Genomic DNA, 26,075 nt, shown 5'->3' with positions numbered 1-26,075 from the left:
GGCTTTTGAATCAGGTATTCAAAAGCCCTTTTTTTATGGATTATCGTCCTGATTTTATTCTATTTTAAGAATGATTTTGTTGGGGTATCTTTTCTTGCATACTGAAAGCGATCAATTAATTTGGGCAAGCAGTATCCGTCTAGCCCATTTAGAGCAACTACATTTCCTTTGTCAATTTGCAACCATCCATCATCGTGTCTTAAGTTTTCTTCAAAAAAAATATTTTCTATGGAGGCGATAACATGAATAGTATCGTTTTCTGCAATATAGTATTCGTTTACATATTTACAATAGAGTTGTATTGGGCTCCCTTTTGCAAAAGGAATCTTTATGTGTTCCTTATATTCTTCTTCTAAATTCGTTTTTTCAAATTCAGAAATACCAGGGGCATAGTTTGCTGAAGTATGATGAGCATCAGCAATCATCGATTCTGTTACATGATTAACAGTGAAATATCCCGTTTCTTTGATGTTCTTGTAGGTGTCTCTTGTTACTGTGGTTGGTCGGACGATGAATCCAATTAAAGCGGGATCACTTCCTAGGTGAGTTACACTGCTAAAAATTGCAATATTAGATTTGCCATCGATTGATTGAGTTGCGATTAAATTTGCTGATTTATATCCTGTACAAGAGTTGATTAAATTCAACCTTTCTATTCTTCCCATCTTGGAAAAATCTTTTGTTGATAGTTGTTCCATTTTTTTGTTTTAGACAAATATACATCTTTGTTTATTCCTTGTATTTATAGACTTAACAAAGCGATAGCCTTTTTTTATTCAAGTTTTGGACTATGATTTCATTCGGTTTAATTTTTAAAACCTTTATATTTGTGAGTGAAATTTCTTCGAATATGAAAAAAATAAAAAAGGCACTCTTAGTTTTAGTTTCATTATTAGTAATTCTACTCATCGGATTGGTAATTTATGGTTTTTATCTAAAACCCAAATATGAAGGTAAAGTAGAGTTGAAAAACATTCAGAAAGAAACCACGGTTTATTTTGATGATTTTGGAGTTCCTCATATATATGCTAATAATGCCAAAGATGCTATGACTGCCTTGGGTTATGTTCATGCTCAAGATCGTTTGTGGCAAATGGAATTAATGCGACGTATTGCTCCAGGACGTTTGTCCGAAATTTTTGGAAAAGTGACTTTGAAGAACGACCAATTTTTTGTTGGGTTAGGCATCGAAGAAGCCTCAGAGAAAGCGATTGCGGCTTTGGATGAAAATAGTCCAAGTTACCAATTAGCGATGGCTTATTTGGACGGAATCAATCAATATATGGATGAAGGGACAAGTCCAATAGAGTTTCAGTTGATTGGCGTGAAGAAAGAAAAATTCACCATTAAAGATATCTATAATATTTATGGATACATGGCATTTAGTTTTGCCATGGCACAAAAGACGGATCCGTTATTGACAGATATTCGGAATAAGTGGGGAATGAATTATCTAAAGGATTTTGGATTAGATGGCTCATTGGATACTACGATAATAAAAACAGCAAAAGAAAAGCCGCAAGAATTTGCAGAAATCTCAAAATCGATTGCAGCCTTGCTAGAAAAATCTCCAATTCCGCCTTTTATAGGAAGCAACAGTTGGGTGATTGCACCAAAGAAAACTAAAAACGGGAAAGTGATTTTTGCCAATGATCCGCATATCGGTTTTTCGCAACCAGGTACATGGTATGAAGCGCATATTGTAACGCCAGAATTCGAATTATATGGTTGTTATCTCGCAGGAACTCCTTATCCTTTGTTGGGGCATAACAGAGATTATGCTTATGGTTTGACGATGTTTGAAAACGATGATATCGATTTGTATCAGGAAGAAAATAATCCGAATGATGCCAATAAATATAAAACACCAAATGGTTTCAGTGATTATGAGCTTAGAAAAAAAACAATAAAAGTTAAAGACAGCTCCGATGTCGTTTTGAATTTGAAAGTCAGTCGCCACGGTCCTGTTGTGAATGATATGATTGATGGTTTGGATAAAAAAACACCAGTGGCTCTATCTTGGATTTATACCCAACAACCCATTCAGATTCTAGAAGCGGTTTACATACTATCGCATTCTAAGAGCAAGACCGATTTCCAGAAAGGGGTTAGTCTTATTGCGGCTCCGGGTTTGAATGTGATGTATGGAGATGCCAAAGGAAATGTAGGTTGGTGGGCAACCGGAAAATTATACAAACACAATGAAGGTGTTGATACTCATTTTATTTTAGACGGTGCTTCAGGCAAAGATGATATTACCGAGTATTTGGATTTCTCCAAAAATCCTTCGGCAGTAAATCCGGATTGGAATTATGTGTATTCTGCCAATAATCAACCCGAAGCCATTGATGGGTTTTTATATCCGGGTTATTATTTGCCGGAAGATAGAGCTAAAAGAATTATACAATTACTGGATCCAAAATCAAATTGGGACAAAGAAGCGGTTGCTAAAATGATTGCTGATAACGTTTCATCGGTAGCTCCAGATGTGGTTGTCAATTTAATTTCGAGTCTAAATCAAAATTCACTTTCAAAAAATGAAAAAGAAGCGGTAGCCATTTTGAAATCGTGGAAAGGAACAAATAATAAAAATGATGTTGCACCAACGATTTACAACAAATGGATTTATTTGTATCTAAAGAATACTTTTGAAGACGAACTCGGAGAGGATGGCTTCAAACAATTTTTGGATACACATATAATGAAGCAAATAATTGCAAAACAAGTTGCTAACGAAAATTCGCTTTGGTGGGACAACGTTAAAACCAAAAACAAGAAGGAAACCAGAAATGAGATTCTTTCCAAATCATTTAAAGAAGCAATTGCTAGCCTTGAGAAGCAATTAGGGAATTCAGTTCCAGCATGGACTTGGAACAAAGTACATGTGGTTGAATACCAACATCCGCTAGGGAAAGTGGCTGCTTTGCGAAAAATATTTAATGTTGGACCATTTGAAGTTTCGGGTTCTAATGAAGTAATCAATAACCAAATGTTTCATTATACAGATGAAGCAAAACATGTTGTGACGGGCGGACCATCAACGCGAAGAGTGGTAGATTTCTCGGATATTGAAAACAGTTGGGGTATTTTGCCTACAGGACAATCAGGAAATCCTTTGAGTGCTCATTTTCGCGATCAGGCTGAATTATACAATGCGGGTAAATTCAGAAAAATGAAGATGAATAAAGAGGAGATTGTTAAGACTTCAACAAAATTGGTTTTTGTGCCAGTTAAAAACTAAGGGATTTGGTCCCTTGCCATAATAAATCAGTAATTTTGCCTAACTTTTATAAAAAATAATGCAAACTCCAAAAAAAATAGCTGTTGTTGGTTCCGGTTTAGTTGGCTCGCTATTGGCTATTTATCTACGCAAAGCGGGACACACGGTTCATATATACGACAGAAGTCTAGATATAAGACAGGCTGAATTTTCGGGACGTTCCATAAATTTAGCGATGTCTAATAGAGGTTGGAAAGCTTTAGACAGGGTGAATGCAGGCGAAGCGGTTCGCGAAATCGCAATACCCATGGATAAACGAGCTATTCATTTGGTAGATAAACTAAATTTTCAAAATTACGGACAAGAAGGTGAGTGTATTTATTCCATCTCAAGAGGTAGTTTAAATCGAAAAATGATTGATCTGGCCGAAGCAGCCGGTGCCGATTTTTTCTTTAATCAGAAGATTTGGGATGTAACCTTGAATGAAGCTACTTTGCACATTGGAGAAACAGAAAGAGGCGCTTGGGAAGAAAAAAAATACGATATGGTGTTTGGCGCTGACGGTGCTTTTTCGAGAATTCGCCATCGTATGCAACGCCAAAGCATGTTCAATTATTCGCAAGAGTTTTTAAATATTGGATATAAAGAATTAAATATTCCTGCAAATTCTGATGGTTCCCATAAACTAGACAAAAATTCATTTCATATTTGGCCGCGAGGGGAGTATATGCTAATAGCCTTGCCTAATTTAGATGGCAGTTTTACCTGTACTTTGTTTATGCCATTCGAAGGAGAGAATTCTTTCGAATCGCTTAAAGAGAGAAAAGATGTTGAGGCATTTTTTGAAAAAAACTTTCCGGACTCAATTGATGTTATTCCTAAACTAGCCGAAGATTTCTTTGAAAACCCTACAAGTACATTGGTAACTATGAAATGTTTTCCATGGACTTATAAAGATAAAATTGCTTTAATAGGCGATGCTTGTCATGCGATAGTTCCTTTTTATGGACAAGGAATGAATGCCGGTTTTGAAGATATATCGGTTCTGGATGAAATGATCGAAAAATATGGAGACGACTGGGAAACTATTTTCTCCGAATATCAAAAATCGCGCAAGCCTAATGCTGATGCTATTGCAGAACTTTCCTATCGTAATTTTCTGGAAATGAGTTCGAAAACTGCCGATGATAAATTTCTTTTGCAAAAGAAGATAGAAAAATGGTTCTCGGATAAACACCCAGAAAAATGGATTCCACTTTATAGTAGGGTAACTTTTAGTGATCGCCCTTATGCTGAGGCTTTGGCTATTGGAGATTGTCAAAATGCTATTATGGAGGAGGTTTTGAAAATGGAAAATATAGAAAAGGTTTGGGATTCTGAAATGGTAGAAAATAGAATTTTGGAGTTATTAACTCAGGATTAATTCTTTAATTATAAAAATAGAAACCCTTTTAACTCAGATTAAAAGGGTTTTTTGTTGTTCAGAATTATTTTCTCAACATTTTTGTCAATATTCCAAATGCTCCTCGAATAAAAGTAGCACTCGTCAAAACTTTTAAGACTGATTTTCCAACAACTTCTGTTGTACTTGTTTCTTGGGTTGTCTTATTTTTTGAAGCTTTCTGTTCTTCTATTTCTTGTGTTTTTTTGGTTGTTTCTTCTTCAATTGAAGCGATTTTTTCATTGAGCATTTCATAAGCGCTTTCACGATCAATAATCTCACTGTATTTTTTTACCAATTTCGATTTGCTGTTGATTTCCTGAATCTCACTTTCGGTCAGAACATCCATTCGGCTCATTGGAGCACGCATCATTGTAGCGACAAGTGGAGTTGGAATTCCTTTTTCGTTTAAGGCAGTAACTAAAGCTTCACCAATACCAAGGCTTGTTAATACTTCGTCGGTTTTGTAGTATTCTGAAGTAGGGTAATTGTCTGCTGTTTGTTTTATAGATTGTCTGTCTTTAGCGGTAAATGCTCTCAAAGCATGCTGTATTTTTAACCCTAATTGAGCCAATACGCCACTAGGAACGTCCATTGGATTTTGGGTAATAAAGTAAATCCCTATTCCTTTGGAACGAATCAGTTTTACAATTGTTTCTATTTGTTCTAATAATGCTTTGCTAGCTTGATTGAAAATCAAATGAGCTTCGTCAATGAAAACTACTAATTCGGGTTGGTCTAAATCTCCTTTTTCCGGCATTTGTTGGTATATTTCCGCAAGTAGACTCAACATGAAAGTCGAGAATAATTTGGGTTTGTCTTGAATGTCAGTCAGGCGAATAATGTTGACGTATCCTTGTCCGTTTTCGTCAATTCGCATTAAATCTTCAATGTCAAAAGACATTTCTCCAAAAAATAAATCGGCTCCCTGTTGTTCTAGTTCTATAATTTTTCTTAGAATAATACCGGTTGTCGAAGTAGAGATCTTGCCATAACTTGATGTGATTTCATCTTTCCCTTCTTCGGTGATATAATTAATGATTTTTTTGATGTCCTTTAAGTCTAACAAAGGCATTTTATTATCATCGCAGTATTTAAATATTACTGACATTACACCAGCTTGAGTGTCATTTAAATCCAAAATTCGTGAAAATAAAACAGGACCAAATTCCGATATTGTTGCTCTTAGGCGTACACCGCTTTGTTCGGATAAGCTTAATAATTCGACAGGGAATTTTGCTGTTTTGTAAGGGATATTTATTTTCGTGTGGCGCTCGGTTATAAATGCTTTTTCTTCGCCTTCTTTTGCAATACCACTAAAATCACCTTTGATATCCATCATTAATACAGGGATTCCAAATGATGATAATTGTTCGGATAATACCTGAATGGTTTTGGTTTTTCCGGTTCCGGTTGCTCCGGCAATTAAGCCGTGTCTATTTAGGGTTTTCAATGGGATTTTTACATATGTATTTGCCAAGGCCTCTCCGTCAAGGATTGCTCCGCCTAAGATTATGCTTTCGCCTTTTGAATTATATCCTTCAATAATACTATTTATAAATTCTTCCTTTCTAGTCATGGTATTTTAGTTGAGCTTAGTTTTTATAGGTTTTAACCTTTTAAAAGTAGGTAATTTTAGTGTTTACTGCAATTTTATTACATTTATGTTGTCAATAGTTGAAAAAACTTTTTTTTAACAGTTAGGTCTGTAGGTTTAATGAATTGTGATGATTAATCATAAAAAGAGGGTTATTTTTAAAAATAACAATAATTCCATTAGGAATGTTGATGATTATTCAAATTGTTTCAGGATTGTATTTTTAAATTCAATAAATTTAATTCGAATTAAATTGAAAAAAGTTTTTTTATTTGAACGAAACATATAAATTTGCTCCTAACAAGTTTATTACAACATAAAAATAAATTATTTAAAACTATTAAAATTTAAAAAAAATGGCAAACGTTAAAAAAGAAAGCACTTCAAATGGAGGAGGAATGATTTCAGGAATCATTATTGTTGCATGTATCGGTGTTGGTGTGTTTATTTGGAAAGTTATAATGGGTTCTCCTTCTAACTTTGAAGGTGGAAATCCAGAAACAGGGCATCCATTGAATACTTTAGGTCAAGTGTATCATGGGGGTGCAATTGTGCCAGTATTATTAGGAATGTTATTAATGGTTCTTGTTTTTTCTATTGAAAGATATTTTGTGATATCTAAAGCAGCTGGTAAAACTAAATTGGATACATTCATGACTAAGATACAAGCAAGTATCAAAGCAGGTGAAATTGAAGATGCTATTGCTTCTTGTGATAAACAACAAGGTTCTGTTGCAAATGCAATTAAATCTGCCTTAGTAAAATACCAAGCAGTTAAGAAAGAAGGATTTAATAGTGAAGAGGCTTCAGAGACTATTCACAAAGAAATAGAAGAGGCTACATCTCTTGAAATGCCAATGTTGCAAAAAAACATGACAATTATTTCGTCTTTAGTTTCTTTGGGTACTCTTATTGGATTATTAGGAACAGTTTCTGGTATGATTAAAGCATTTGGTGCATTGGCTTCTGCTGGAACTCCGGATCAAGCAGCTCTTGCAAGTGGTATTTCTGAGGCACTTATTAATACAGCAACAGGTATTGGAACTTCAGCTGTAGCAATTATTTCTTACAATTTCTTTACTTCAAAAATTGATGATCTTACGTATTCAATTGATGAGGCTGCTGTTTCAATTGTGAATACTTACAGAAAATTCAGAGGAAGTTTGAAGCAATAATATTGTTGATATATATTATATCAAATAAAAAACAAAAAGAATGGCTAAAATAAAAATAAATAAAAATCCGGGGTCTACAGATATGACCGCGATGTGTGATGTTGCATTTCTTTTGCTTACCTTCTTTGTAATGACTTCAACAGCCAAAATACCTGAAGCTCTACCTGTAGATACACCTACTTCAACGGTTCAGACTAAATTGCCTGAAACTGATTTAGCTACATTAACTGTAGGTAAAGGGAAAGTGTTCTTTGATTTGAAAGGAAAAGAAGTTCGCGTAAGAACGTTAGAGTTGATGGCAGAGAAATACGGCGTTACTTTTAGTGATGAGGATAAAAACACATTTTCGAGGATGGATGATTTTGGCGTGCCAATTCTTAATCTTAAACAAATCATTGAGATGAAAGCGTCTGATAGAAGTAAAGCGGGGCAACCTGGTATTCCTGCAGATTCGCTAGACAATCAATTGAAAGATTGGATCTATAATGCGCGTATTGCGAATATAGAGGTTAATGATAAAGAATTGCAGGTAGCTATAAAAGGTGATGCAAAGGAAGAGTATCCTATGATAAGAAAAGTAATGGATATTTGTCAGGATCAAAAGATCAATAGCTTTAGTTTGGTTACTGGTTTAAGAGGAAATGATTTTTAATTAAAAAAAAGACACTAAAATGGCTGAATTAAATACCGGCGACGGTGGAGGCGCAAAAGGTGGAAAAGTAAGAAGTAAAAAACAAAACTCAAAGGTAGATTTAACTGCCATGGTGGATTTGGCATTCTTATTGATTACATTTTTTATGCTAACAACCTCGTTGTCTAAACCTCAATCGATGAACTTGGGGTTGCCAGATAAAGAACCGGATGATAAAAATGTTGATATAAAAGTTGACGAGAATCGTACCATGACCTTAATGTTAGGAGCAGATAATAAGTTGATTTATTACATGGGTTTATTAGAAAATCCTATTGCAGGCCCTAAGCAGATTGCTTATGGTAAAGATGGAATAAGAAAAGAGATTCTTTCTAGAAAGAAAACAGTTCTTGAATATACAGGTAGTAAGGACAAAGGGATGATTGTAATTATCAAACCAAGCAAAAAGTCAAACTATAGAAATGTGGTTGATATTCTAGATGAGATGGCAATCTCTGATGTACCAACGTATACAATCGTTAATGATTTTTCGCCTGAGGAACAAAAATTGTTAGAGGGAAAATAAGAGCAATCTTGTTTTCTTAATAACCTAATAATTAAGAAAAATGAAATTAGATATATTAAAAAACCAATGGCTTGATATTGTTTTCGAAGGGCGTAATAAGAGTTATGGAGCTTATGAACTAAGAAAAGGCAACAGGAAGACAACTGTTAAGGCCCTTATTTTGGGAGCTATTTTCTTTACTCTTGCTGTGGGTGCCCCTTTGATTGCGGATATGATTCCTAAGTCAGAGGAGAAAGATATGGATAGAGATATTAAAATCACTACTGTAAAATTACCTCCAAAGAAAGAAGAGATTAAGAAATTTACGCCACCACCACCACCACCACCACCAAAAGTGGATCAGGTGAAGTTTGTGAAGCCAGTTGTGGCTAAGGCAGAAGAGGTTACTGAAGAGCCACCAAAAATTGTTGAAATTAAAGAGAAAAAACTAGGAGCTGAAACTATAAAAGGAGATCCAGATGCAGTATTAACTGTTGCTCCAGTAGGTACAGGACCAAGTAAGGTTGTTGAAGAAGACAATCAAATTTACAACACGGCAGGTATCGAGGTAAAACCTGAATTTCCTGGTGGAATCGAAAAATTTTACTCTTTTGTAGGGAAAAATTATCGTGCACCTGAGGAAGAAGGTCTTAAAGGTAAAGTTTATGTAACTTTTGTTGTAGAAAAAGATGGTTCATTAACAGATATCAAAGTACTTAGAGATATCGGTTACGGAACTGGAAAAGAAGCTATCAGAGTTTTAAGTAAATGTCCTAAATGGAACCCTGGAGTTCAAAATGGAAAACCGGTAAGGGTGCTTTATTCTCTTCCGATTACTATTCAAAGCGCTGAATAATGCTAGAAAAAATTTATAGAAATATACAGAAGAAATCGCTTAAAGAGCGATTTCTTCTCGTTATAGGAATTTTGTTTTTCCTGTCCTATCTTATTTTGGGTTTATTTATTATCTTTATGAATAATTTCCCATTAGAAATGAGTTTTACGTATAGAGTTGTTTTTGGGATTCTTCTCATCGTATATGCTTCTATTAGATTTGTACGTATTATTAACGATAATAAAGACTAGATTATGAAAAACTTTGCAAAACTCCAGTACGTATCAATCCTTTTTGTTTCGATGTTGTTTGTTAATTGTAAGCAATCTGATAATTCAGGAAAGGATAAAGAAACTATTTTGAAAGGTTCGGCAACAATCCTTGTTGACGAAAGTATAAAGCCATTAATAGAGGATCAAATTGCTGTTTTTCAAAGCGATTATAATGCTAAAATTATTTTGGAAGCGAAGTCTGAGAAGGAAGTTTTGAGGTCTTTCCTGAATGACAGTTCACAAATAGCAATATTATCAAGAAAACTAAACGAAGATGAGTTAAAGCATTTTCAGATTCTTAAAATAACTCCAAAGGTTACTAAAATTGCTACTGATGCAATAGCTTTTATCGCAAATAGGAACAATAAGGATACTTTAATTGCACTTCAAGACGTTATACTTTTTATGCAAGGAAAAGAGCAGAAGAGCATAAAAGGACTGGTTTTTGACAATTTAAACTCAAGTACTGTTCGGTATATGACTGAATTGGCAGGAATTAAGGAAGTTCCTCAAAAGGGGGTTTTCTCTTTTAAGGTTAATGAGGATGTGGTAAAGTTTGTTTCGGAAAACGATGGAATGATTGGAGTAGTTGGGTTGAATTGGCTTTATCAACCATCTGCTACCATTAAAAACTTGGTTAAAGACATTAATGTTCTTAGTGTTAAGGGTGAGGGTAAAAAGGACTATTTTGCTCCAACACAAAATAACCTAGCTGAAGGGACTTATCCTTTGGCACGCGATTTGTTTATAATAAATTGTCAAGGGTATAATGGTCTAGGAATGGGATTCGCTTCATTCATAGCAGGAGAAGTAGGTCAGCGTATTGTTTTGAAATCGGGGTTATTACCTGTGCGTGTGCCTGGTAGAAAGGTGGTTTTTAAAACACAAGCGGACACTACGGAAAAGAAAAAGTAGAATAAGAATATAATAAATAAAGTAATAAAATGAACAAATTTAAATTTTTGGGTGTTGCCTTTCTGGCTTCCGTATCCGTAGCCCAAGCTCAGGATATAAATCAAGCTAAAAAAGCAATTGATGCTGAACAATTTGAAAGCGCTAAATCGACTTTGAAATCGATAATTAAAACAAATCCTGCTGAGGGAGCGGCTTTCTTTCTTTTAGGGAATGTTTATTTAGAGCAAAATATTGCTGATTCTGCCAAAATGGTGTATCAAAAAGGATTAAGTGCTAAAGAGCATGCGCAGTTGAATAACATAGGTCTTGGTCAAATTGATCTTGATAATGGTGATTTAATGGCTGCAAAGGCAAAATTTGAATTGGCTAAAAAAGAAATGAAGAAAAAGGATTTTGAAGAATATGTTTATATAGCACGTGCTTATATGAATGCTTCAAAACCAGATTATAAGGCTGCAATTGCTACATTGAATCTAGCTAAAGAACGTAGCGGACAAGAAGCGCAGGTACAATTAGCTTTTGGAGATGCTTTTTATGGTGAAAAAAATCAAAACGAAGCTTATGCTGCTTATAGAAATGCTTTTCAAGCAAACAATTCATTGATAAGAGCAAAAATGCAATTAGGTGTTTTGTTAAAAGGAGCTAAAGCATATACAGAAGCAGTAGCTGCTTACAATGATGTAATAGCAATAAGTCCTAATTACGGTCCTGTTTATAGAGAATTAGCGGAAACCTATTACTATTGGGCTGCTAATGTACCAGGTAGATATGATCAATATATTAAAGAGGCGCTGACTTATTATGAAAAGTATATGGCTCTTACAGATTATTCTTTGGCATCTCGTATGCGTCATGCTGACTTTCTTATTTTGGCCAAAGACTATAAAGCTTTAGAAGTTGAGGCAAATAAGATGAAAGAAATTGACGCAGTAAATCCTAGAATTTACCGTTATTTAGGATATGCCGCCTATGAGAATGGAAATGTAGATTTAGCAATTAAATCGTTAAATGATTTTATTGGAATTCCAACGAATAAAGTAATCGCTCAAGATTATCTTTATTTAGGTTTAGCAAAAATAAAAAAAGGAACAAGTGCTGATGGAGCTACTATAGATGCGACTCTTTTTAACGAGGGAATTGGTTTTATTAAGAAAGCAGTAGAAATGGAAGCTTATGTTGCAAATGATCTTAATGAAATTTCAACAAAATTATACGGTCAAAAGTTATATAAAGAAGCTGCAGCTATTTTAGAGATTGCGGTGACGAATCCAGATTCTAAAAACTATCTAATTGACAATTTCTATTTGGGTACATCGATATATTTTGCTAACGCAAATCTTGCTTCAGAAAAACAAGATCAAGTTGCTTTACAAAAAGCAGATACTGCTTTAGGGAATTTAATTGCAGGATCTCCAACAACACATGATGCTTATCTTTATAGAGCGCGAGTAAATAGTTTGTTAGGAAAACCAGAAATGATGATTCAGTATTATGAAGAATTTGCCAAAGTGGTAACAGAAAGTGGAGCAGATGAGCTTGCAAAGTCTTCTACTAAAGCGAAACTTGTTGAAGCTTATAATACAATTGCGGCTAACTCAGCTTCGGCTAAAGCAAAAGAATATTTTGCTAAAACTCTAGCAATTGACCCTGCTAATAAGTTTGCAACTGAATCTTTGAAGTCATTAAAATAGTAGTTCATACGATTTTTATAAAAACCGATAGTTTATTCTATCGGTTTTTTTGTTAGTATAGATATGTCTTTGGAATGTTAATGAATTGATGACTGGCGTTAAATCATTTTTCAAGCATTTTCATATTATTAAATTGACTCCTTTTCAAATTAGTTATCTTTGCACTTTAAATTACAATAATGTTATCAAAAGAAATACAATTAGAAGTTAATAAAGGCGCCATGCTTCCCTTGATGGAAGAGTTTTATACTATTCAAGGAGAAGGTTTTCATACAGGAACAGCTGCGTACTTTATTAGAATTGGTGGGTGTGATGTAGGTTGTCATTGGTGCGATGTTAAAGAAAGTTGGAATGCAGAATTGCATCCTCCAACTGGTGTAGATACGATCGTTGCAAATGCAAGTAAATATTCTGAAACGGTTGTGGTAACCGGAGGTGAGCCTTTAATGTGGGATATGAGTCTCTTGACCCAAAAATTAAAGGAGAATAACCGTAAGGTGCATATCGAAACTTCGGGTGCTTATCCTTTATCTGGAACTTGGGATTGGATTTGTCTTTCGCCAAAGAAAAACAAGCTTCCTACTCAAACGGTTTATGATAATGCACAAGAATTAAAAGTGATTATTCATAATAAACATGATTTTATTTTTGCGGAGGAACAAGCAGAGTTGGTAAATAAGGAAGCTATTTTGTTCCTTCAGCCAGAATGGAGTAAGAAAGAGGAAATGACTCCGCTGATTGTTGATTATGTAATGAATAATCCAAAATGGCGTGTTTCGCTTCAAACACATAAATATTTGAATATTCCATAATAAAAAAGCCAAACAAGAATAATTGTTTGGCTTTTTTGTATTTCTGTTACTCTAAGATGGTTTTTAATTAAAAGCACATTACAGGTTTAGGTAGTGTAAAGCTTTTTTAAATTGAAAGTTTCGCTAAATAATCATAATGTTCGCCTTCAAGTATCAATTCACAATTTAATCCGTTGTCTATTGCAGCGTTTTGTAAAGTATTATAGTCAAGATACAGCCAAGGAAATGGTTCTTCTTTTTCATTTTTATAAGTGATTGTGAATTCTAATTCACCATAATAATCGTTACTCGGAATCCATTTTCCGCCATCTTCGTCTTCGTCAAACATATAAATTATATCAGAAGAATCGATTAGTATTTGTCCGTTTTCGTTTAATAGCGTTTTTAATTTTTGAAGATACTTAGGAAGATTGCTTAGTTTTCCAAAGATTCCGGTACCATTCATTAGTAGTAAAATTGTATCGAATTTTTCAATCTCATCTAAATCCAGAATATTTACAACTTTAGCAGAAGAAAGGCCTCTTAATTTAGAAGCTTCGATGGCTTTTTTAGAAATATCAATGGATGTTATGTCTAAATCTCTCTCATTTTGCAAATACAAACTATGACTTCCTGCGCCACAACCAACATCAAGAGTTTTTCCTTTGGCTAATTGAAGGGCTTTTTGTTCCAGATTAGGCATATCATCAAAAGATCGGAATAAATAAGCAACGCTCATTTCATCAGCATCTGATATGGATGTTTCTGTGATCAAATCTTCAGGAGAATTATTCGTTTGGTAGTCTAGTATGGCTTTGCCAAAAAGGTCTTTCATAATTGTTTCTTTGATGGTGTGGTAATTTGTTTATTTGATTTGATTAATTTTGCAGCATAAATTTATCAAATCCACAAAATTGACAAATCCACAAATAGGGCTGTTGAATAAACTTGCCAAAGATAAGCATATAGAAAATAAAAAGTATTTTGATAAGCTTAAAAAGAAGGCGCCTAAAAATTTAGATTATGTAATGCAAGATTTGCATGATGCCGAATTCAAGAAAACAGATTGTTTGAAATGTGCCAATTGTTGTAAGACTACCGGTCCTTTATTTACTCTAGCGGATATTGAACGCGTTTCAAAACATCTGAAACAAAAGCCGCAGCAGTTCATTGAGCAATATTTGCGTATTGATGAAGATAAAGATTATGTATTGCAAAGTGTACCTTGTACTTTTCTTGATAATGAAAATGCTTGTATGATTTATGATGTGCGTCCAAAGGCTTGTAGAGAATTTCCGCATACAGACAGAAAGAAGTTTCAACAAATTTCTGACCTGACTTTAAAAAATGTTGCCATTTGTCCTGCGGCTTACAATATCGTAGAAGAAATGAAAAAGAAGTTACCGCTTTAAATAATTTCGAAAAGCATCATTCTCTTTATTACTGAAAGCTTATGCAATTCAGGGCTTAAAACTTTATGTATATTTGCATTGAAACCAAAACGAAAATCTTGAATTTAGAATATTTCATCGCTAAAAGACTTATAACTGCTAAAGACTATAAAAGCAGTATCTCGGCACCAATTATAAAAATTGCTATTTCGGCAATAGCTATCGGTATGATAATGATGATCGTGTCGGTTGCGACTGGAATAGGGTTGCAGCAAAAGATCCGAGAGAAAATTTCTGCATTCAATGGGCATGTTATCATTTCAAATTTTGATAGTAATCAATCAGAAACTACCACAGCTCCAATTTCTAAAAATCAAGATTTTTATCCGAAGTTTAATTCCGTAGAAGGTGTGAGTCATATTCAGGCTACTGCTAGTAAGGCTGGAATTATTAGGACAGAAACAGCTTTTGAAGGAATAGTTTTTAAAGGCGTTGGTTCGGATTATAAATGGGATAATATAAAGGAATATCTAATTGCAGGCAAATTACCGGATTATTCTAAAAATGTAAATCAAGAAGTATTGTTGTCTCAATTTTTGGCCAATAGGCTAAATTTGAAAGTCGGGGATACATTCAATACTTTCTTTATGAAAGAAGGGGAGAATAAATTGCCAAACATTCGCCGTTTTAAAATTACGGGAATTTTTAATTCTGGTTTTCAAGAATTCGATGCTACCTATATAATAGGTGATATTCGGCACATACAACGAATTAATAAATGGACGCCCGATCAAATAGGAGCTTTTGAGGTTTTTGTTTCGGACTTTGACAATATAGAAGCAGTAGGTGATCAGGTGTATCAAAAAATAGGATCCACACTCGATACCAAAACCATAATCGAAAAATACAGTTATATATTTGAGTGGCTTCAATTATTTGATTTCAATATTATAATTATATTGATCGTGATGATTGTTGTTGCTACTATAAATATGGTTGTTGCGCTTTTGGTGCTTATTCTAGAACGTACCCAAATGATAGGAATATTAAAGGCATTAGGGTCTAATAATTGGAGTATTAGAAAAATATTTTTGTACAATGCTTCTTATCTTATTCTACGTGGTCTCTTTTGGGGGAATTTAATAGGGATTGTTATATTGTTGTTGCAGCAATATTTTGGAATAGTTAAACTCAATCCTGAAAATTACTATGTAGATCAGGCTCCCGTATATCTTAATTGGGGATACATTGTATTATTGAATTTACTCACGATTGGCGTTTGCTTTTTGGTGTTGTTAATTCCGTCCTATATAATAACCAAAATCTCACCAGTTAAAGCAATTCGTTTTGATTGATGGTTTCTTCTGGAGTTCTATGTTATTAAAAAAGGCTTTACTTGTATATAAGTAAAGTCTTTTTTCTTTCTGGATGGTAAAACAGCGATAAAACCTTTTAATTTGAATCAAAACTTATAATTGTGTCTTTATTATAAGGTAGTATTGATTGTTAAAAAGCCTTGTTGGAGCTGTGTTTTCGCCGCCTAGCAACATAATAAGGTTGTAATCCGTGAAACGCTAAAAAAACTTTTAATTCCAAAGTTCGGGTTTTCAGTGATTTAAAATTAAAGTTAATAAAAGTTAAAAAAAAGGTGTTTAAAAAGCTTGTATAACGGTATAAAGGTTCTACTTTTGCACCCGCAACAGCGACAAACGTTCATTAAAACACTGACAGCGATTATTTGATTTAGGGATTTAGTTTTCTAAAATAAAACTCAAAAAAAGCTTGTGAGATTTGAATTTGCTTGTTACCTTTGCACCCCGCAAAATATGCAAAGTTCCTTGAGAGATTGGTAAGATAGAATAAAGAAAACGAAGTTTTAAAGCTTCAAAAAAACTTTAAATTTTTCTTGCGAGATTAAAAAGAAGTTGTACTTTTGCACCCGCTTCGAGAAACACATTTAGATGTGAAGAACGAGACGAAAAAACGATAAGACACGTTCCTAGACATATTGAATTGACAGCCGTTTTAAGAGAGATCTTAAAACAAAAGAATAAGAGTAATAGAATCGATAGATTTGAAAAAACCGATAGATCTTCAGTCGAATAAAAACAGAGAATCATTTATGGTTCTCGCATAATATACGATGAAGAGTTTGATCCTGGCTCAGGATGAACGCTAGCGGCAGGCTTAACACATGCAAGTCGAGGGGTATAGTTCTTCGGAATTAGAGACCGGCGCACGGGTGCGTAACGCGTATGCAATCTACCTTTCACAGAGGGATAGCCCAGAGAAATTTGGATTAATACCTCATAGTATAATTGAATGGCATCATTTAATTATTAAAGTCACAACGGTGAAAGATGAGCATGCGTCCCATTAGCTAGTTGGTAAGGTAACGGCTTACCAAGGCTACGATGGGTAGGGGTCCTGAGAGGGAGATCCCCCACACTGGTACTGAGACACGGACCAGACTCCTACGGGAGGCAGCAGTGAGGAATATTGGACAATGGGCGCAAGCCTGATCCAGCCATGCCGCGTGCAGGATGACGGTCCTATGGATTGTAAACTGCTTTTGCACAGGAAGAAACAACTCTACGTGTAGAGTCTTGACGGTACTGTGAGAATAAGGATCGGCTAACTCCGTGCCAGCAGCCGCGGTAATACGGAGGATCCAAGCGTTATCCGGAATCATTGGGTTTAAAGGGTCCGTAGGCGGTTTAGTAAGTCAGTGGTGAAAGCCCATCGCTCAACGGTGGAACGGCCATTGATACTGCTAAACTTGAATTATTAGGAAGTAACTAGAATATGTAGTGTAGCGGTGAAATGCTTAGAGATTACATGGAATACCAATTGCGAAGGCAGGTTACTACTAATATATTGACGCTGATGGACGAAAGCGTGGGTAGCGAACAGGATTAGATACCCTGGTAGTCCACGCCGTAAACGATGGATACTAGCTGTTGGGAGCAATCTCAGTGGCTAAGCGAAAGTGATAAGTATCCCACCTGGGGAGTACGTTCGCAAGAATGAAACTCAAAGGAATTGACGGGGGCCCGCACAAGCGGTGGAGCATGTGGTTTAATTCGATGATACGCGAGGAACCTTACCAAGGCTTAAATGTAGATTGACCGGTTTGGAAACAGACTTTTCGCAAGACAATTTACAAGGTGCTGCATGGTTGTCGTCAGCTCGTGCCGTGAGGTGTCAGGTTAAGTCCTATAACGAGCGCAACCCCTGTTGTTAGTTGCCAGCGAGTCATGTCGGGAACTCTAACGAGACTGCCAGTGCAAACTGTGAGGAAGGTGGGGATGACGTCAAATCATCACGGCCCTTACGCCTTGGGCTACACACGTGCTACAATGGCCGGTACAGAGAGCAGCCACTGGGTGACCAGGAGCGAATCTATAAAACCGGTCACAGTTCGGATCGGAGTCTGCAACTCGACTCCGTGAAGCTGGAATCGCTAGTAATCGGATATCAGCCATGATCCGGTGAATACGTTCCCGGGCCTTGTACACACCGCCCGTCAAGCCATGGAAGCTGGGGGTGCCTGAAGTCGGTGACCGCAAGGAGCTGCCTAGGGTAAAACTGGTAACTAGGGCTAAGTCGTAACAAGGTAGCCGTACCGGAAGGTGCGGCTGGAACACCTCCTTTCTAGAGCTTGAATGTTAGTAGCAATACACTTTCAAGAAAGAAGACGAAAAGAGATATTGGAAAAATATCTAAAGAATTTATTACTCTTGCTGTTAGTTCAAATAATACAATTTAAGAATAAGAGTGTCTCGTAGCTCAGCTGGTTAGAGTACTACACTGATAATGTAGGGGTCGACAGTTCGAGTCTGTCCGAGACAACTATTTACACTTAAATACAAAGAAGAATCTAGAGTTAGCAATTCACAACTCATTTGGATGTAAAGTAAAGTTACTGAATACTGAACACTGCCAACTGTATTGGGGGATTAGCTCAGCTGGCTAGAGCGCCTGCCTTGCACGCAGGAGGTCAACGGTTCGACTCCGTTATTCTCCACAAATCAGTTGATTTGGTTTTTTGGTCATTCGTTTATTCGAATCACGAATCCATAAATCCACAGATAACCGTTCATTGACATATTGAGATAAGAAAAATATTAAAAAGTAGAAAGCGTTTTTTACTATTTATAGTAAAAGACAAACAAAAACGGTCTTAATTAAATTTAAGATTGGTACAATAAGCAAAATAAGGGCGTATGGGGGATGCCTTGGCTCTCAGAGGCGATGAAAGGCGTGATAAGCTGCGAAAAGCTACGGGGACGGGCACACACCGATTGATCCGTAGATACCTGAATGGGGCAACCCACTATGTTGAAGACATAGTACACCGATAGGTGGGCAAACCCGCTGAACTGAAACATCTAAGTAGGCGGAGGAGAAGAAAACAAAAGTGATTCCGTAAGTAGTGGCGAGCGAACGCGGATTAGCCCAAACCAATGTTGTTACGGCAATGTTGGGGTTGTAGGACCACGACATTTCTTGCACAAGGAACTAGAATCTACTGGAAAGTAGAACCAAAGAGGGTGATAGTCCTGTATAGGTAACGAGTGTAAAGGATAGTGGTATCCTGAGTAGGGCGGGGCACGTGAAACCCTGTCTGAATTTGGCGGGACCATCCGCTAAGGCTAAATACTCCTGAGAGACCGATAGTGAACCAGTACCGTGAGGGAAAGGTGAAAAGAACCGTGAATAACGGAGTGAAATAGATCCTGAAACCATACGCTTACAAGCGGTCGGAGCCCTTTCGTGGGGTGACGGCGTGCCTTTTGCATAATGAGCCTACGAGTTAACGTTGCTGGCAAGGATAAGTGGTTAAGCCACGGATCCGTAGCGAAAGCGAGTCTGAATAGGGCGCTTTAGTCAGTAGTGTTAGACGCGAAACCGTGTGATCTACCCATGGACAGGTTGAAGCTGTGGTAACACACAGTGGAGGACCGAACCCGTTGACGTTGAAAAGTCTTGGGATGATCTGTGGGTAGGGGTGAAAGGCCAATCAAACTCGGAAATAGCTCGTACTCCCCGAAATGCATTTAGGTGCAGCGTTATGCGTAAAGTTATATAGAGGTAGAGCTACTGATTGGATGCGGGGGCTTCACCGCCTACCAATTCCTGACAAACTCCGAATGCTATATAATGTTTCATAACAGTGAGGGCTTGGGTGCTAAGGTCCAAGTCCGAGAGGGAAAGAACCCAGACCATCAGCTAAGGTCCCCAAATATATACTAAGTTGAAAGAACGAGGTTTGTCTGCCCAGACAGCTAGGATGTTGGCTTGGAAGCAGCCATTCATTTAAAGAGTGCGTAACAGCTCACTAGTCGAGCGGACGAGCATGGATAATAATCGGGCATAAGTATATTACCGAAGCTATGGATTTAGAGTTTACTCTAAGTGGTAGGGGAGCATTCTAACAGGGTAGAAGGTGTATCGTAAGGTATGCTGGACTGGTTAGAAAAGAAAATGTAGGCATAAGTAACGATAATGCGGGCGAGAAACCCGCACACCGAAAGACTAAGGTTTCCACAGCTATGCTAATCAGCTGTGGGTTAGTCGGGACCTAAGGCGAACCCGAAAGGGACAGTCGATGGACAACGGGTTAATATTCCCGTACTACTGTTAACTGTGATGGGGTGACGGAGTGATGAAAGTGCCGCGAACTGACGGAATAGTTCGTTGAAGTACCTACCTATAAGACCCGCAGGCAAATCCACGGGTTTTGGGGAAATACGATAGTACTCGGCGTCTTCGGACAAAGAGATAGTGCACCTAAGGGCTTCCAAGAAAAACCTCTAAACTTCAGGTTAATAGTACCCGTACCGCAAACCGACACAGGTAGTCGAGATGAGAATTCTAAGGTGCTCGAGAGATTCATGGCTAAGGAATTAGGCAAAATAGACCCGTAACTTCGGGAGAAGGGTCGCCAGCAGCAATGCTGGCCGCAGTGAAGAGGTCCAGGCGACTGTTTATCAAAAACACAGGGCTCTGCAAAATCGTAAGATGAAGTATAGGGCCTGACACCTGCCCGGTGCTGGAAGGTTAAGAGGAGATGTTATCTTCGGAGAAGCATTGAATTGAAGCCCCAGTAAACGGCGGCCGTAACTATAACGGTCCTAAGGTAGCGAAATTCCTTGTCGGGTAAGTTCCGACCTGCACGAATGGTGTAACGATCTGGACACTGTCTCAGCCATGAGCTCGGTGAAATTGTAGTAACGGTGAAGATGCCGTTTACCCGCAGTGGGACGAAAAGACCCTGTGCACCTTTACTATAGCTTAGTATTGACCTTGGATAAATGATGTGTAGGATAGGTTGGAGACTGTGAAGTGGCGTCGCTAGGCGTTGTGGAGTCATTGTTGAAATACAACCCTTTGTTTATCTGAGGCCTAACCCCGTTTTGCGGGGGACATTGCTTGGTGGGTAGTTTGACTGGGGTGGTCGCCTCCAAAAGAGTAACGGAGGCTTCTAAAGGTTCCCTCAGTACGCTTGGTAACCGTGCGTAGAGTGCAATGGCATAAGGGAGCTTGACTGAGAGACATACAGGTCGATCAGGTACGAAAGTAGAGCATAGTGATCCGGTGGTTCCGCATGGAAGGGCCATCGCTCAAAGGATAAAAGGTACGCCGGGGATAACAGGCTGATCTCCCCCAAGAGCTCATATCGACGGGGGGGTTTGGCACCTCGATGTCGGCTCGTCACATCCTGGGGCTGGAGAAGGTCCCAAGGGTTGGGCTGTTCGCCCATTAAAGTGGCACGCGAGCTGGGTTCAGAACGTCGTGAGACAGTTCGGTCTCTATCTACTGTGGGCGCAAGAAATTTGAGTGGATCTGATTCTAGTACGAGAGGACCGAATTGGACAAACCTCTAGTGTATCTGTTGTCACGCCAGTGGCACCGCAGAGTAGCTACGTTTGGAAGGGATAAGCGCTGAAAGCATATAAGCGCGAAACCCACCACAAGATGAGATTTCTTTTAAGGATCGTGGGAGATGACCACGTTGATAGGCTATAGATGTAAAGGCAGTAATGTCATAGTCGAGTAGTACTAATAATCCGTAAGCTTATGTACACCTTTTCCTCCGGGGTAACCCGGAGGAAGAAACTTTCTAAATAAATACTTTTTTCTTTATCTCAGTATGTTAAGATATTGTGTAATGTTGATCCATAAATAATGGATTACCCATTGCAAAACGACCTTAAGGTGGTTATTGCGGCGGGGCTCACCTCTTCCCATCCCGAACAGAGAAGTTAAGCCCGCCTGCGCAGATGGTACTGCAGTTATGTGGGAGAGTATGTCGTCGCCTTTCTTTAGAAAAGCCTGTCTGAAAAGACAGGCTTTTTTGTTTTTATAGCATCGAAGTGTTTGTCTAAGGGCTCGGTTCGACGGCTTTGTTTAATCTGGACCTGTTTTAGATTCTGTAAAACCCTCTATCCAATCGGATAGAGGGTTTTTTGTTTGGAATCATTAAATCAGAAGCTTATTCTGATGTTTTCAAGCAAGTAGGTTTGAAAGAATCAAGTTCAAAAGTTGAGGGCTAAGAGAATGATTTAGTCAATTTGTACAGAAGATAGAAATCTACCATTTTTGCATAGCTAAATTTGTTGCTAGAAGATTTGATATAGTTAGTTATATTATTAAAGTAAACTATTACCTGAAAATTATATCATCAGATGGAAAAAGAAAAACTTCTATGGAAAATAAATTTGGAAGGATAGTTTCTTTTGTATAAGTCTGTAAAGATCAAATTTTAGTTAAGTATAAATTAATTAAGGTTATAATAATAATCAGAATTAAAGGGTTTATTAAAGAGTGGGTAATATTATAGTTATTTGACCTATTTGCGAAAACTAAGCTATACTTGTATATAATAGTTGGTGTTCTATAGCTGTAACTGTATTAGGAGTAATGTAATTATGCTTAGAAAAGTTTAATTGATTCTTTAAAAATGTAAACCGCTTACATTGTCATTGTTTGCAAAAAAAAATCCCGATCGCTTAGCGAATCGGGAAAAATTTAAATCAGTCAATCTATTTTGGATGTTATAATAAGAGCTAATTCAAAGTGTCTTCTGTCTCTTCTAAGTCCTCTGATTTTCTACCTATTTTTACTTTTGGATTGTCTTTATTTCCGGTGATAACTAGTGGTACTCCAAAAATACCTAAAGGAGGTAATCCTAATCTCATTTTTAGATTTAGTTTTCCGTCTAAACTTGTTGTGCCTTCTATTCGAGGTCTGAATCCCGCAAATTTGAATTTGAATCTTTCTAGTGTAATAATGTTATTTTTTATTGAACTACGTATGTCAATTTTGTTTATTTCAGGATTTTTCAAACCTTCGTGATTTGTTTTGCTAGCCACAGTATTAAACATTTTCATACCGTAAAATTTTATATTTTTTACAGAAATGACACCGTTACCTATTAAAGAAGGAAAAACAGGTTCCATGTTTTCATTTAATCTGCCCTTAAGGTTATAATCTAAAGATATAATTCCTTGTGCTTTTTCAGCAGCACTAGCCATTTCTCTAAAAATTTTCACCTCATTGTAGGCTCTTTTTATATCGAACTCGGATGCTTTTATATGATAATCAAATTCTGCTTTTTTTGGAGTTACACTTTTGTAATTGGCATCCATCGTAACAGCACAACCTATCAAATTAAAACCAGTATTCTGCATGTTTAGCGAGCCGTTTTTCATTTTCAATGTTCCTTTTGCTTCTTTAAGATTAAGTCCTTTAAAATCTACTTTTTGAGCATTTGCTTGAAAATGTAAATCTAGGTTAGATGGAATTATAATTACTCCTTTTTCTGCAACGGCTTGGTTTGAGACAGGAGAATTTGCAGTAGCGGTTGTAGATGAATTGCTACTAGTGCTTGACATGAATTCATCAGCATTTATGTATTTAGAATTTAAGATAAAAGAACCTTTTAAAACGCCATTTTTGGAAGCTATAAAATTGAATACATTTTGCAAATAACCATTCATTTTAAAATCAGATTGACCGTAAGATGCTAAGAAAGTATTAAAATGCATCTTGTCCTGATTGAATTTGAATATTCCTTCCTTGATAAGAAAAGTTTTAGGTAAGTATTCAGTAGCTACGCCAATATTCCTAATTTCTAATGTTCCGCTGTTTTGAAGTTTAGAATAATTCCCTTTTTCGGCATCACTCTGCTTTCCTTTTAACCTTAAATCTGCTTTTATGAATCCTTCTAAATCCAATCCTTTTTGAGAAAAAACTTTATATATTTTGGCTATATCCAGAGTTCCTTTGGCTTTGATATCATAAGTAAGATTTTTGAAATTACTTAAATCTGCTTCTACAAAAACAGGATTGCCCTCAAAAGTAAATTGCGCAGGTTTTGTGGTAACTTTTAAATCATCAAAGGTTCCTTTTGGGTTGGAAATAGTTGAAACAACTTCAATGTTTGTAATTGGATTGGGATAGTATTTAGTTTTAATATAACCATCTTTCAAATTAAGCACAGCATTGGTAATAGGGAAAATGCCTTTTTTTTGATCGTATTTACCTTTTGTTTTTATGTCGGCAATTAGAATTCCTTCTAGATCTAAGTCAGGAATACCAATCGCACGGTTTAGTTTACCTAAATCAATCTTTGCATCTAGAACTGCATCAACTTCAGATGTGGTTGTTCCGGTGCTGTATATTTTAGTTTTTAGGTATTCTTTTTCAATATTTAGAGATAAATTCTTCATGTCCACGATCAAAAGATCAGGATTCAAAGAAGGTAATTTAGTCAAAAAATCTAAATTTAAATTTGTTATGGGTGTTTTGCTTTTGTTGTAATTTACAAAACCGTCCCTTACTTTTAAATCGAGATTCATTGTTGGCGCAATGTTTTTAGAGGCAATGTAATTTCCCTTTAGAGTTAAGAGAAAATCGATTTTTCCTTTTAAATCAGTTTTATTTAACCAAGTAATAAATTTTGGAGGCAAGGCAGTAAATAAATCATATAAGTTGCTGTTGGTTGTTTTTAGGATAAAATCCATATTATAACCTTCTTGAAGGAAATCGAATTTTCCTTTGAAATCAACCGGAAGATTGTTTATTTTTAAATCGTTTTGTTCAAAAATAAGTGAAAGGGAATTCACATTTACTTTGGTAATTAAATCGGCATTGACTTTTTTATTCATCAAATAAGGCTCATTGTCATATAAAATATTGAATTTTTCGATTTTTGCTTTTGAATATAAATCAAAAATAGCTTTGCTTAAATCTCCTTTTCCTAAATAATTAAAACCAAATATGTCAAAATGAAGTTTGGTCGATAAATCATCATAAACAATTTTGCTGTTTTTGATTTCGATTTTCTCTAATTTTAATGAACTATCTTCATTATTATCATTTGTCTCCGCTTTGCTGGATTTATAGACATTATAATTTGCAAATCCTTCTTTGTTGACCTTTACATTTATATCAGCATTAGAAATAAAAATTTTGTCGATATTGACTGATTTTCCAAAAATTAAGCTTGGAACATTAATACCAAAAGCAATTTCTTTGGCTGTAATTAATTTTTCATTTTGAAAAGGAGCTGAACCATTCAGTTTAAAATTGTCTAAACTTACGGTTAATGAAGGAAAATGATTAAAAAAAGAAACTTTAGATTCAGAATAATCCAGTTTGGCATTCAGTTTTTCATTGGCTACTTTTTTTATTTCTGCATTGATTTTGTCTGCAAAAATATAGGGAGCAATAAACATAAAAGCCAATAAACTTATTAAAGTGATTCCTATATATTTCAATATTTTAAAAAATATAGCTTTTTTTTGAGACATGATAATGTTGTTGTTTATGAAATGAAATATAGGAACGTGTTTTGGAATTGTTTATTATCCGTGAACAGTTTCATTCTTACCGTAGTTGCTAATAATGGATGTTTCATATTCAATCCATTGTTTCCAGCGTTTGTCAACGTCAACATTATCGGCATATTTTCGAGCAAAAGTTAAAAAAGTGGTGTAGTGTCCCGCTTCACTAATCATTAAATCACGGTAAAATATAGCCAATTCAGGATCTTTTATGTTTTCCGATAAGACTTTGAATCGTTCGCAACTGCGAGCTTCAATCATAGCCGAGAAAAGCAGACGTTCGCATAAAGCATCGTTTCGACTTCCGTCTTTTTTCATGAATTTAAAAAGCTCGTTTACATAGCTGTCTTTGCGTTCCCGACCAAAAGTAAGACCTCTTTCTTTTATTAGATCATAAACCATTTGAAAATGTTCTAATTCTTCTTTGGCAATGAGCATCAATTCGGTAACCAATTCTTCTTTTTCGGAATTTTGGGTGATAAGACTTATAGCGTTTGAAGCAGCCTTTTGTTCACACCAAGCATGGTCGGTCAAAATTTCTTCGATATTCGATTCTACAATATTTACCCATCTTGGATCGGTGGCTAATTTTAATCCTAACATAATCCTGAATTTTTTTTTGCAAAATTAGTCTTTTCTAATTGATTTTTATTAGAAATGAAGGATTTGCCGCCGAAATACCATTATTTTGCAATAAT

16 protein-coding genes, 2 tRNA genes and 3 rRNA genes are annotated in these 26,075 nt (G+C 36.1%); 16 read left to right on the top strand and 5 right to left on the bottom strand.

The window, feature by feature from the left end; genetic code table 11:
- Positions 1-59 precede the first annotated feature (59 nt).
- A complete protein-coding gene (locus ACMDB5_RS02330) occupies positions 60-698 on the bottom strand; it encodes a flavin reductase family protein (RefSeq protein ID WP_413999410.1) in 639 nt (212 codons plus the stop codon).
- Positions 699-850: 152 nt separating this feature from the next.
- Here ACMDB5_RS02330 and ACMDB5_RS02325 point away from each other — a divergent pair, with 152 nt between their 5' ends.
- Positions 851-3,241: a penicillin acylase family protein gene (locus ACMDB5_RS02325; RefSeq protein ID WP_413999409.1), complete on the top strand. Its 2,391-nt coding sequence runs from the start codon at positions 851-853 to the stop codon at positions 3,239-3,241.
- A 58-nt stretch (positions 3,242-3,299) separates the two neighbouring features.
- On the top strand, positions 3,300-4,643 hold the full coding sequence (locus ACMDB5_RS02320) for an FAD-dependent oxidoreductase (protein ID WP_413999408.1): 1,344 nt from the start codon (positions 3,300-3,302) through the stop codon (positions 4,641-4,643).
- Between the two features lie 64 nt (positions 4,644-4,707).
- Here the strand turns inward: ACMDB5_RS02320 and ACMDB5_RS02315 are convergent, their stop codons facing one another.
- On the bottom strand, positions 4,708-6,240 hold the full coding sequence (locus tag ACMDB5_RS02315) for a helicase HerA-like domain-containing protein (protein WP_413999407.1): 1,533 nt from the start codon (positions 6,238-6,240) through the stop codon (positions 4,708-4,710).
- 374 nt (positions 6,241-6,614) lie between these two features.
- Between ACMDB5_RS02315 and ACMDB5_RS02310 the strand changes: the two genes are divergently transcribed.
- The 7 genes from ACMDB5_RS02310 to ACMDB5_RS02280 all read left to right on the top strand — a co-directional run bounded on the left by ACMDB5_RS02310 (position 6,615) and on the right by ACMDB5_RS02280 (position 13,154).
- Complete coding sequence (locus ACMDB5_RS02310) at positions 6,615-7,433, top strand: MotA/TolQ/ExbB proton channel family protein (protein ID WP_413999406.1); 819 nt, start codon at positions 6,615-6,617, stop codon at positions 7,431-7,433.
- Positions 7,434-7,473: 40 nt separating this feature from the next.
- Entirely contained in the window at positions 7,474-8,085 is a 612-nt protein-coding gene (locus ACMDB5_RS02305) for an ExbD/TolR family protein (protein WP_413999405.1), read from the top strand.
- A gap of 19 nt (positions 8,086-8,104) precedes the next feature.
- The gene (locus ACMDB5_RS02300) at positions 8,105-8,650 is read left to right on the top strand and encodes an ExbD/TolR family protein (protein WP_413999404.1); all 546 of its coding nucleotides are present in this window, start codon (positions 8,105-8,107) and stop codon (positions 8,648-8,650) included.
- 40 nt (positions 8,651-8,690) lie between these two features.
- The gene (locus ACMDB5_RS02295; protein ID WP_413999403.1) at positions 8,691-9,485 is read left to right on the top strand and encodes an energy transducer TonB; all 795 of its coding nucleotides are present in this window, start codon (positions 8,691-8,693) and stop codon (positions 9,483-9,485) included.
- A 233-nt stretch (positions 9,486-9,718) separates the two neighbouring features.
- On the top strand, positions 9,719-10,651 hold the full coding sequence (locus tag ACMDB5_RS02290) for a PstS family phosphate ABC transporter substrate-binding protein (protein ID WP_413999402.1): 933 nt from the start codon (positions 9,719-9,721) through the stop codon (positions 10,649-10,651).
- Between the two features lie 29 nt (positions 10,652-10,680).
- Positions 10,681-12,342, top strand: coding sequence for a tetratricopeptide repeat protein (locus ACMDB5_RS02285; protein WP_413999401.1), 1,662 nt, complete (start codon positions 10,681-10,683; stop codon positions 12,340-12,342).
- A gap of 179 nt (positions 12,343-12,521) precedes the next feature.
- On the top strand, positions 12,522-13,154 hold the full coding sequence (locus tag ACMDB5_RS02280; RefSeq protein ID WP_413999400.1) for a 7-carboxy-7-deazaguanine synthase QueE: 633 nt from the start codon (positions 12,522-12,524) through the stop codon (positions 13,152-13,154).
- A 106-nt stretch (positions 13,155-13,260) separates the two neighbouring features.
- Here the strand turns inward: ACMDB5_RS02280 and ACMDB5_RS02275 are convergent, their stop codons facing one another.
- Positions 13,261-13,968, bottom strand: a complete 708-nt coding sequence (locus ACMDB5_RS02275) for a class I SAM-dependent methyltransferase (RefSeq protein ID WP_413999399.1) — start codon at positions 13,966-13,968, stop codon at positions 13,261-13,263.
- Positions 13,969-14,047: 79 nt separating this feature from the next.
- On the opposite strand from ACMDB5_RS02275, the gene ACMDB5_RS02270 reads away from it, so the two are divergent.
- The 7 genes from ACMDB5_RS02270 (at position 14,048) to rrf (ending at position 21,851) form a co-directional block, all read left to right on the top strand.
- Complete coding sequence (locus ACMDB5_RS02270) at positions 14,048-14,545, top strand: YkgJ family cysteine cluster protein (protein ID WP_413999398.1); 498 nt, start codon at positions 14,048-14,050, stop codon at positions 14,543-14,545.
- Positions 14,546-14,643: 98 nt separating this feature from the next.
- Entirely contained in the window at positions 14,644-15,879 is a 1,236-nt protein-coding gene (locus tag ACMDB5_RS02265) for an ABC transporter permease (RefSeq protein ID WP_413999397.1), read from the top strand.
- Positions 15,880-16,664: 785 nt separating this feature from the next.
- Positions 16,665-18,178, top strand: a 16S ribosomal RNA gene (locus ACMDB5_RS02260).
- A gap of 124 nt (positions 18,179-18,302) precedes the next feature.
- Positions 18,303-18,376 (top strand) — tRNA-Ile (locus tag ACMDB5_RS02255).
- Between the two features lie 101 nt (positions 18,377-18,477).
- Positions 18,478-18,551, top strand: a tRNA-Ala gene (locus ACMDB5_RS02250).
- A gap of 178 nt (positions 18,552-18,729) precedes the next feature.
- A 23S ribosomal RNA gene (locus ACMDB5_RS02245) occupies positions 18,730-21,613 on the top strand.
- 128 nt (positions 21,614-21,741) lie between these two features.
- Positions 21,742-21,851 (top strand): 5S ribosomal RNA (rrf, locus tag ACMDB5_RS02240).
- Together the 16S, 23S and 5S rRNA genes with 2 tRNA genes alongside form the textbook arrangement of a ribosomal RNA operon.
- A 745-nt stretch (positions 21,852-22,596) precedes the next feature.
- Here rrf and ACMDB5_RS02235 read toward each other — a convergent pair.
- Entirely contained in the window at positions 22,597-25,344 is a 2,748-nt protein-coding gene (locus ACMDB5_RS02235; protein ID WP_413999396.1) for an AsmA-like C-terminal region-containing protein, read from the bottom strand.
- Between the two features lie 54 nt (positions 25,345-25,398).
- Positions 25,399-25,980, bottom strand: a complete 582-nt coding sequence (locus tag ACMDB5_RS02230) for a tRNA-(ms[2]io[6]A)-hydroxylase (protein WP_413999395.1) — start codon at positions 25,978-25,980, stop codon at positions 25,399-25,401.
- Positions 25,981-26,075: the final 95 nt, after the last annotated feature.

Origin of the sequence: Flavobacterium sp. W1B, from assembly GCF_047344965.1 — a bacterium.
In the GTDB taxonomy this organism is placed as follows: Bacteria; Bacteroidota; Bacteroidia; order Flavobacteriales; family Flavobacteriaceae; genus Flavobacterium.
This window is presented reverse-complemented; position numbering and strand designations above follow the sequence as displayed.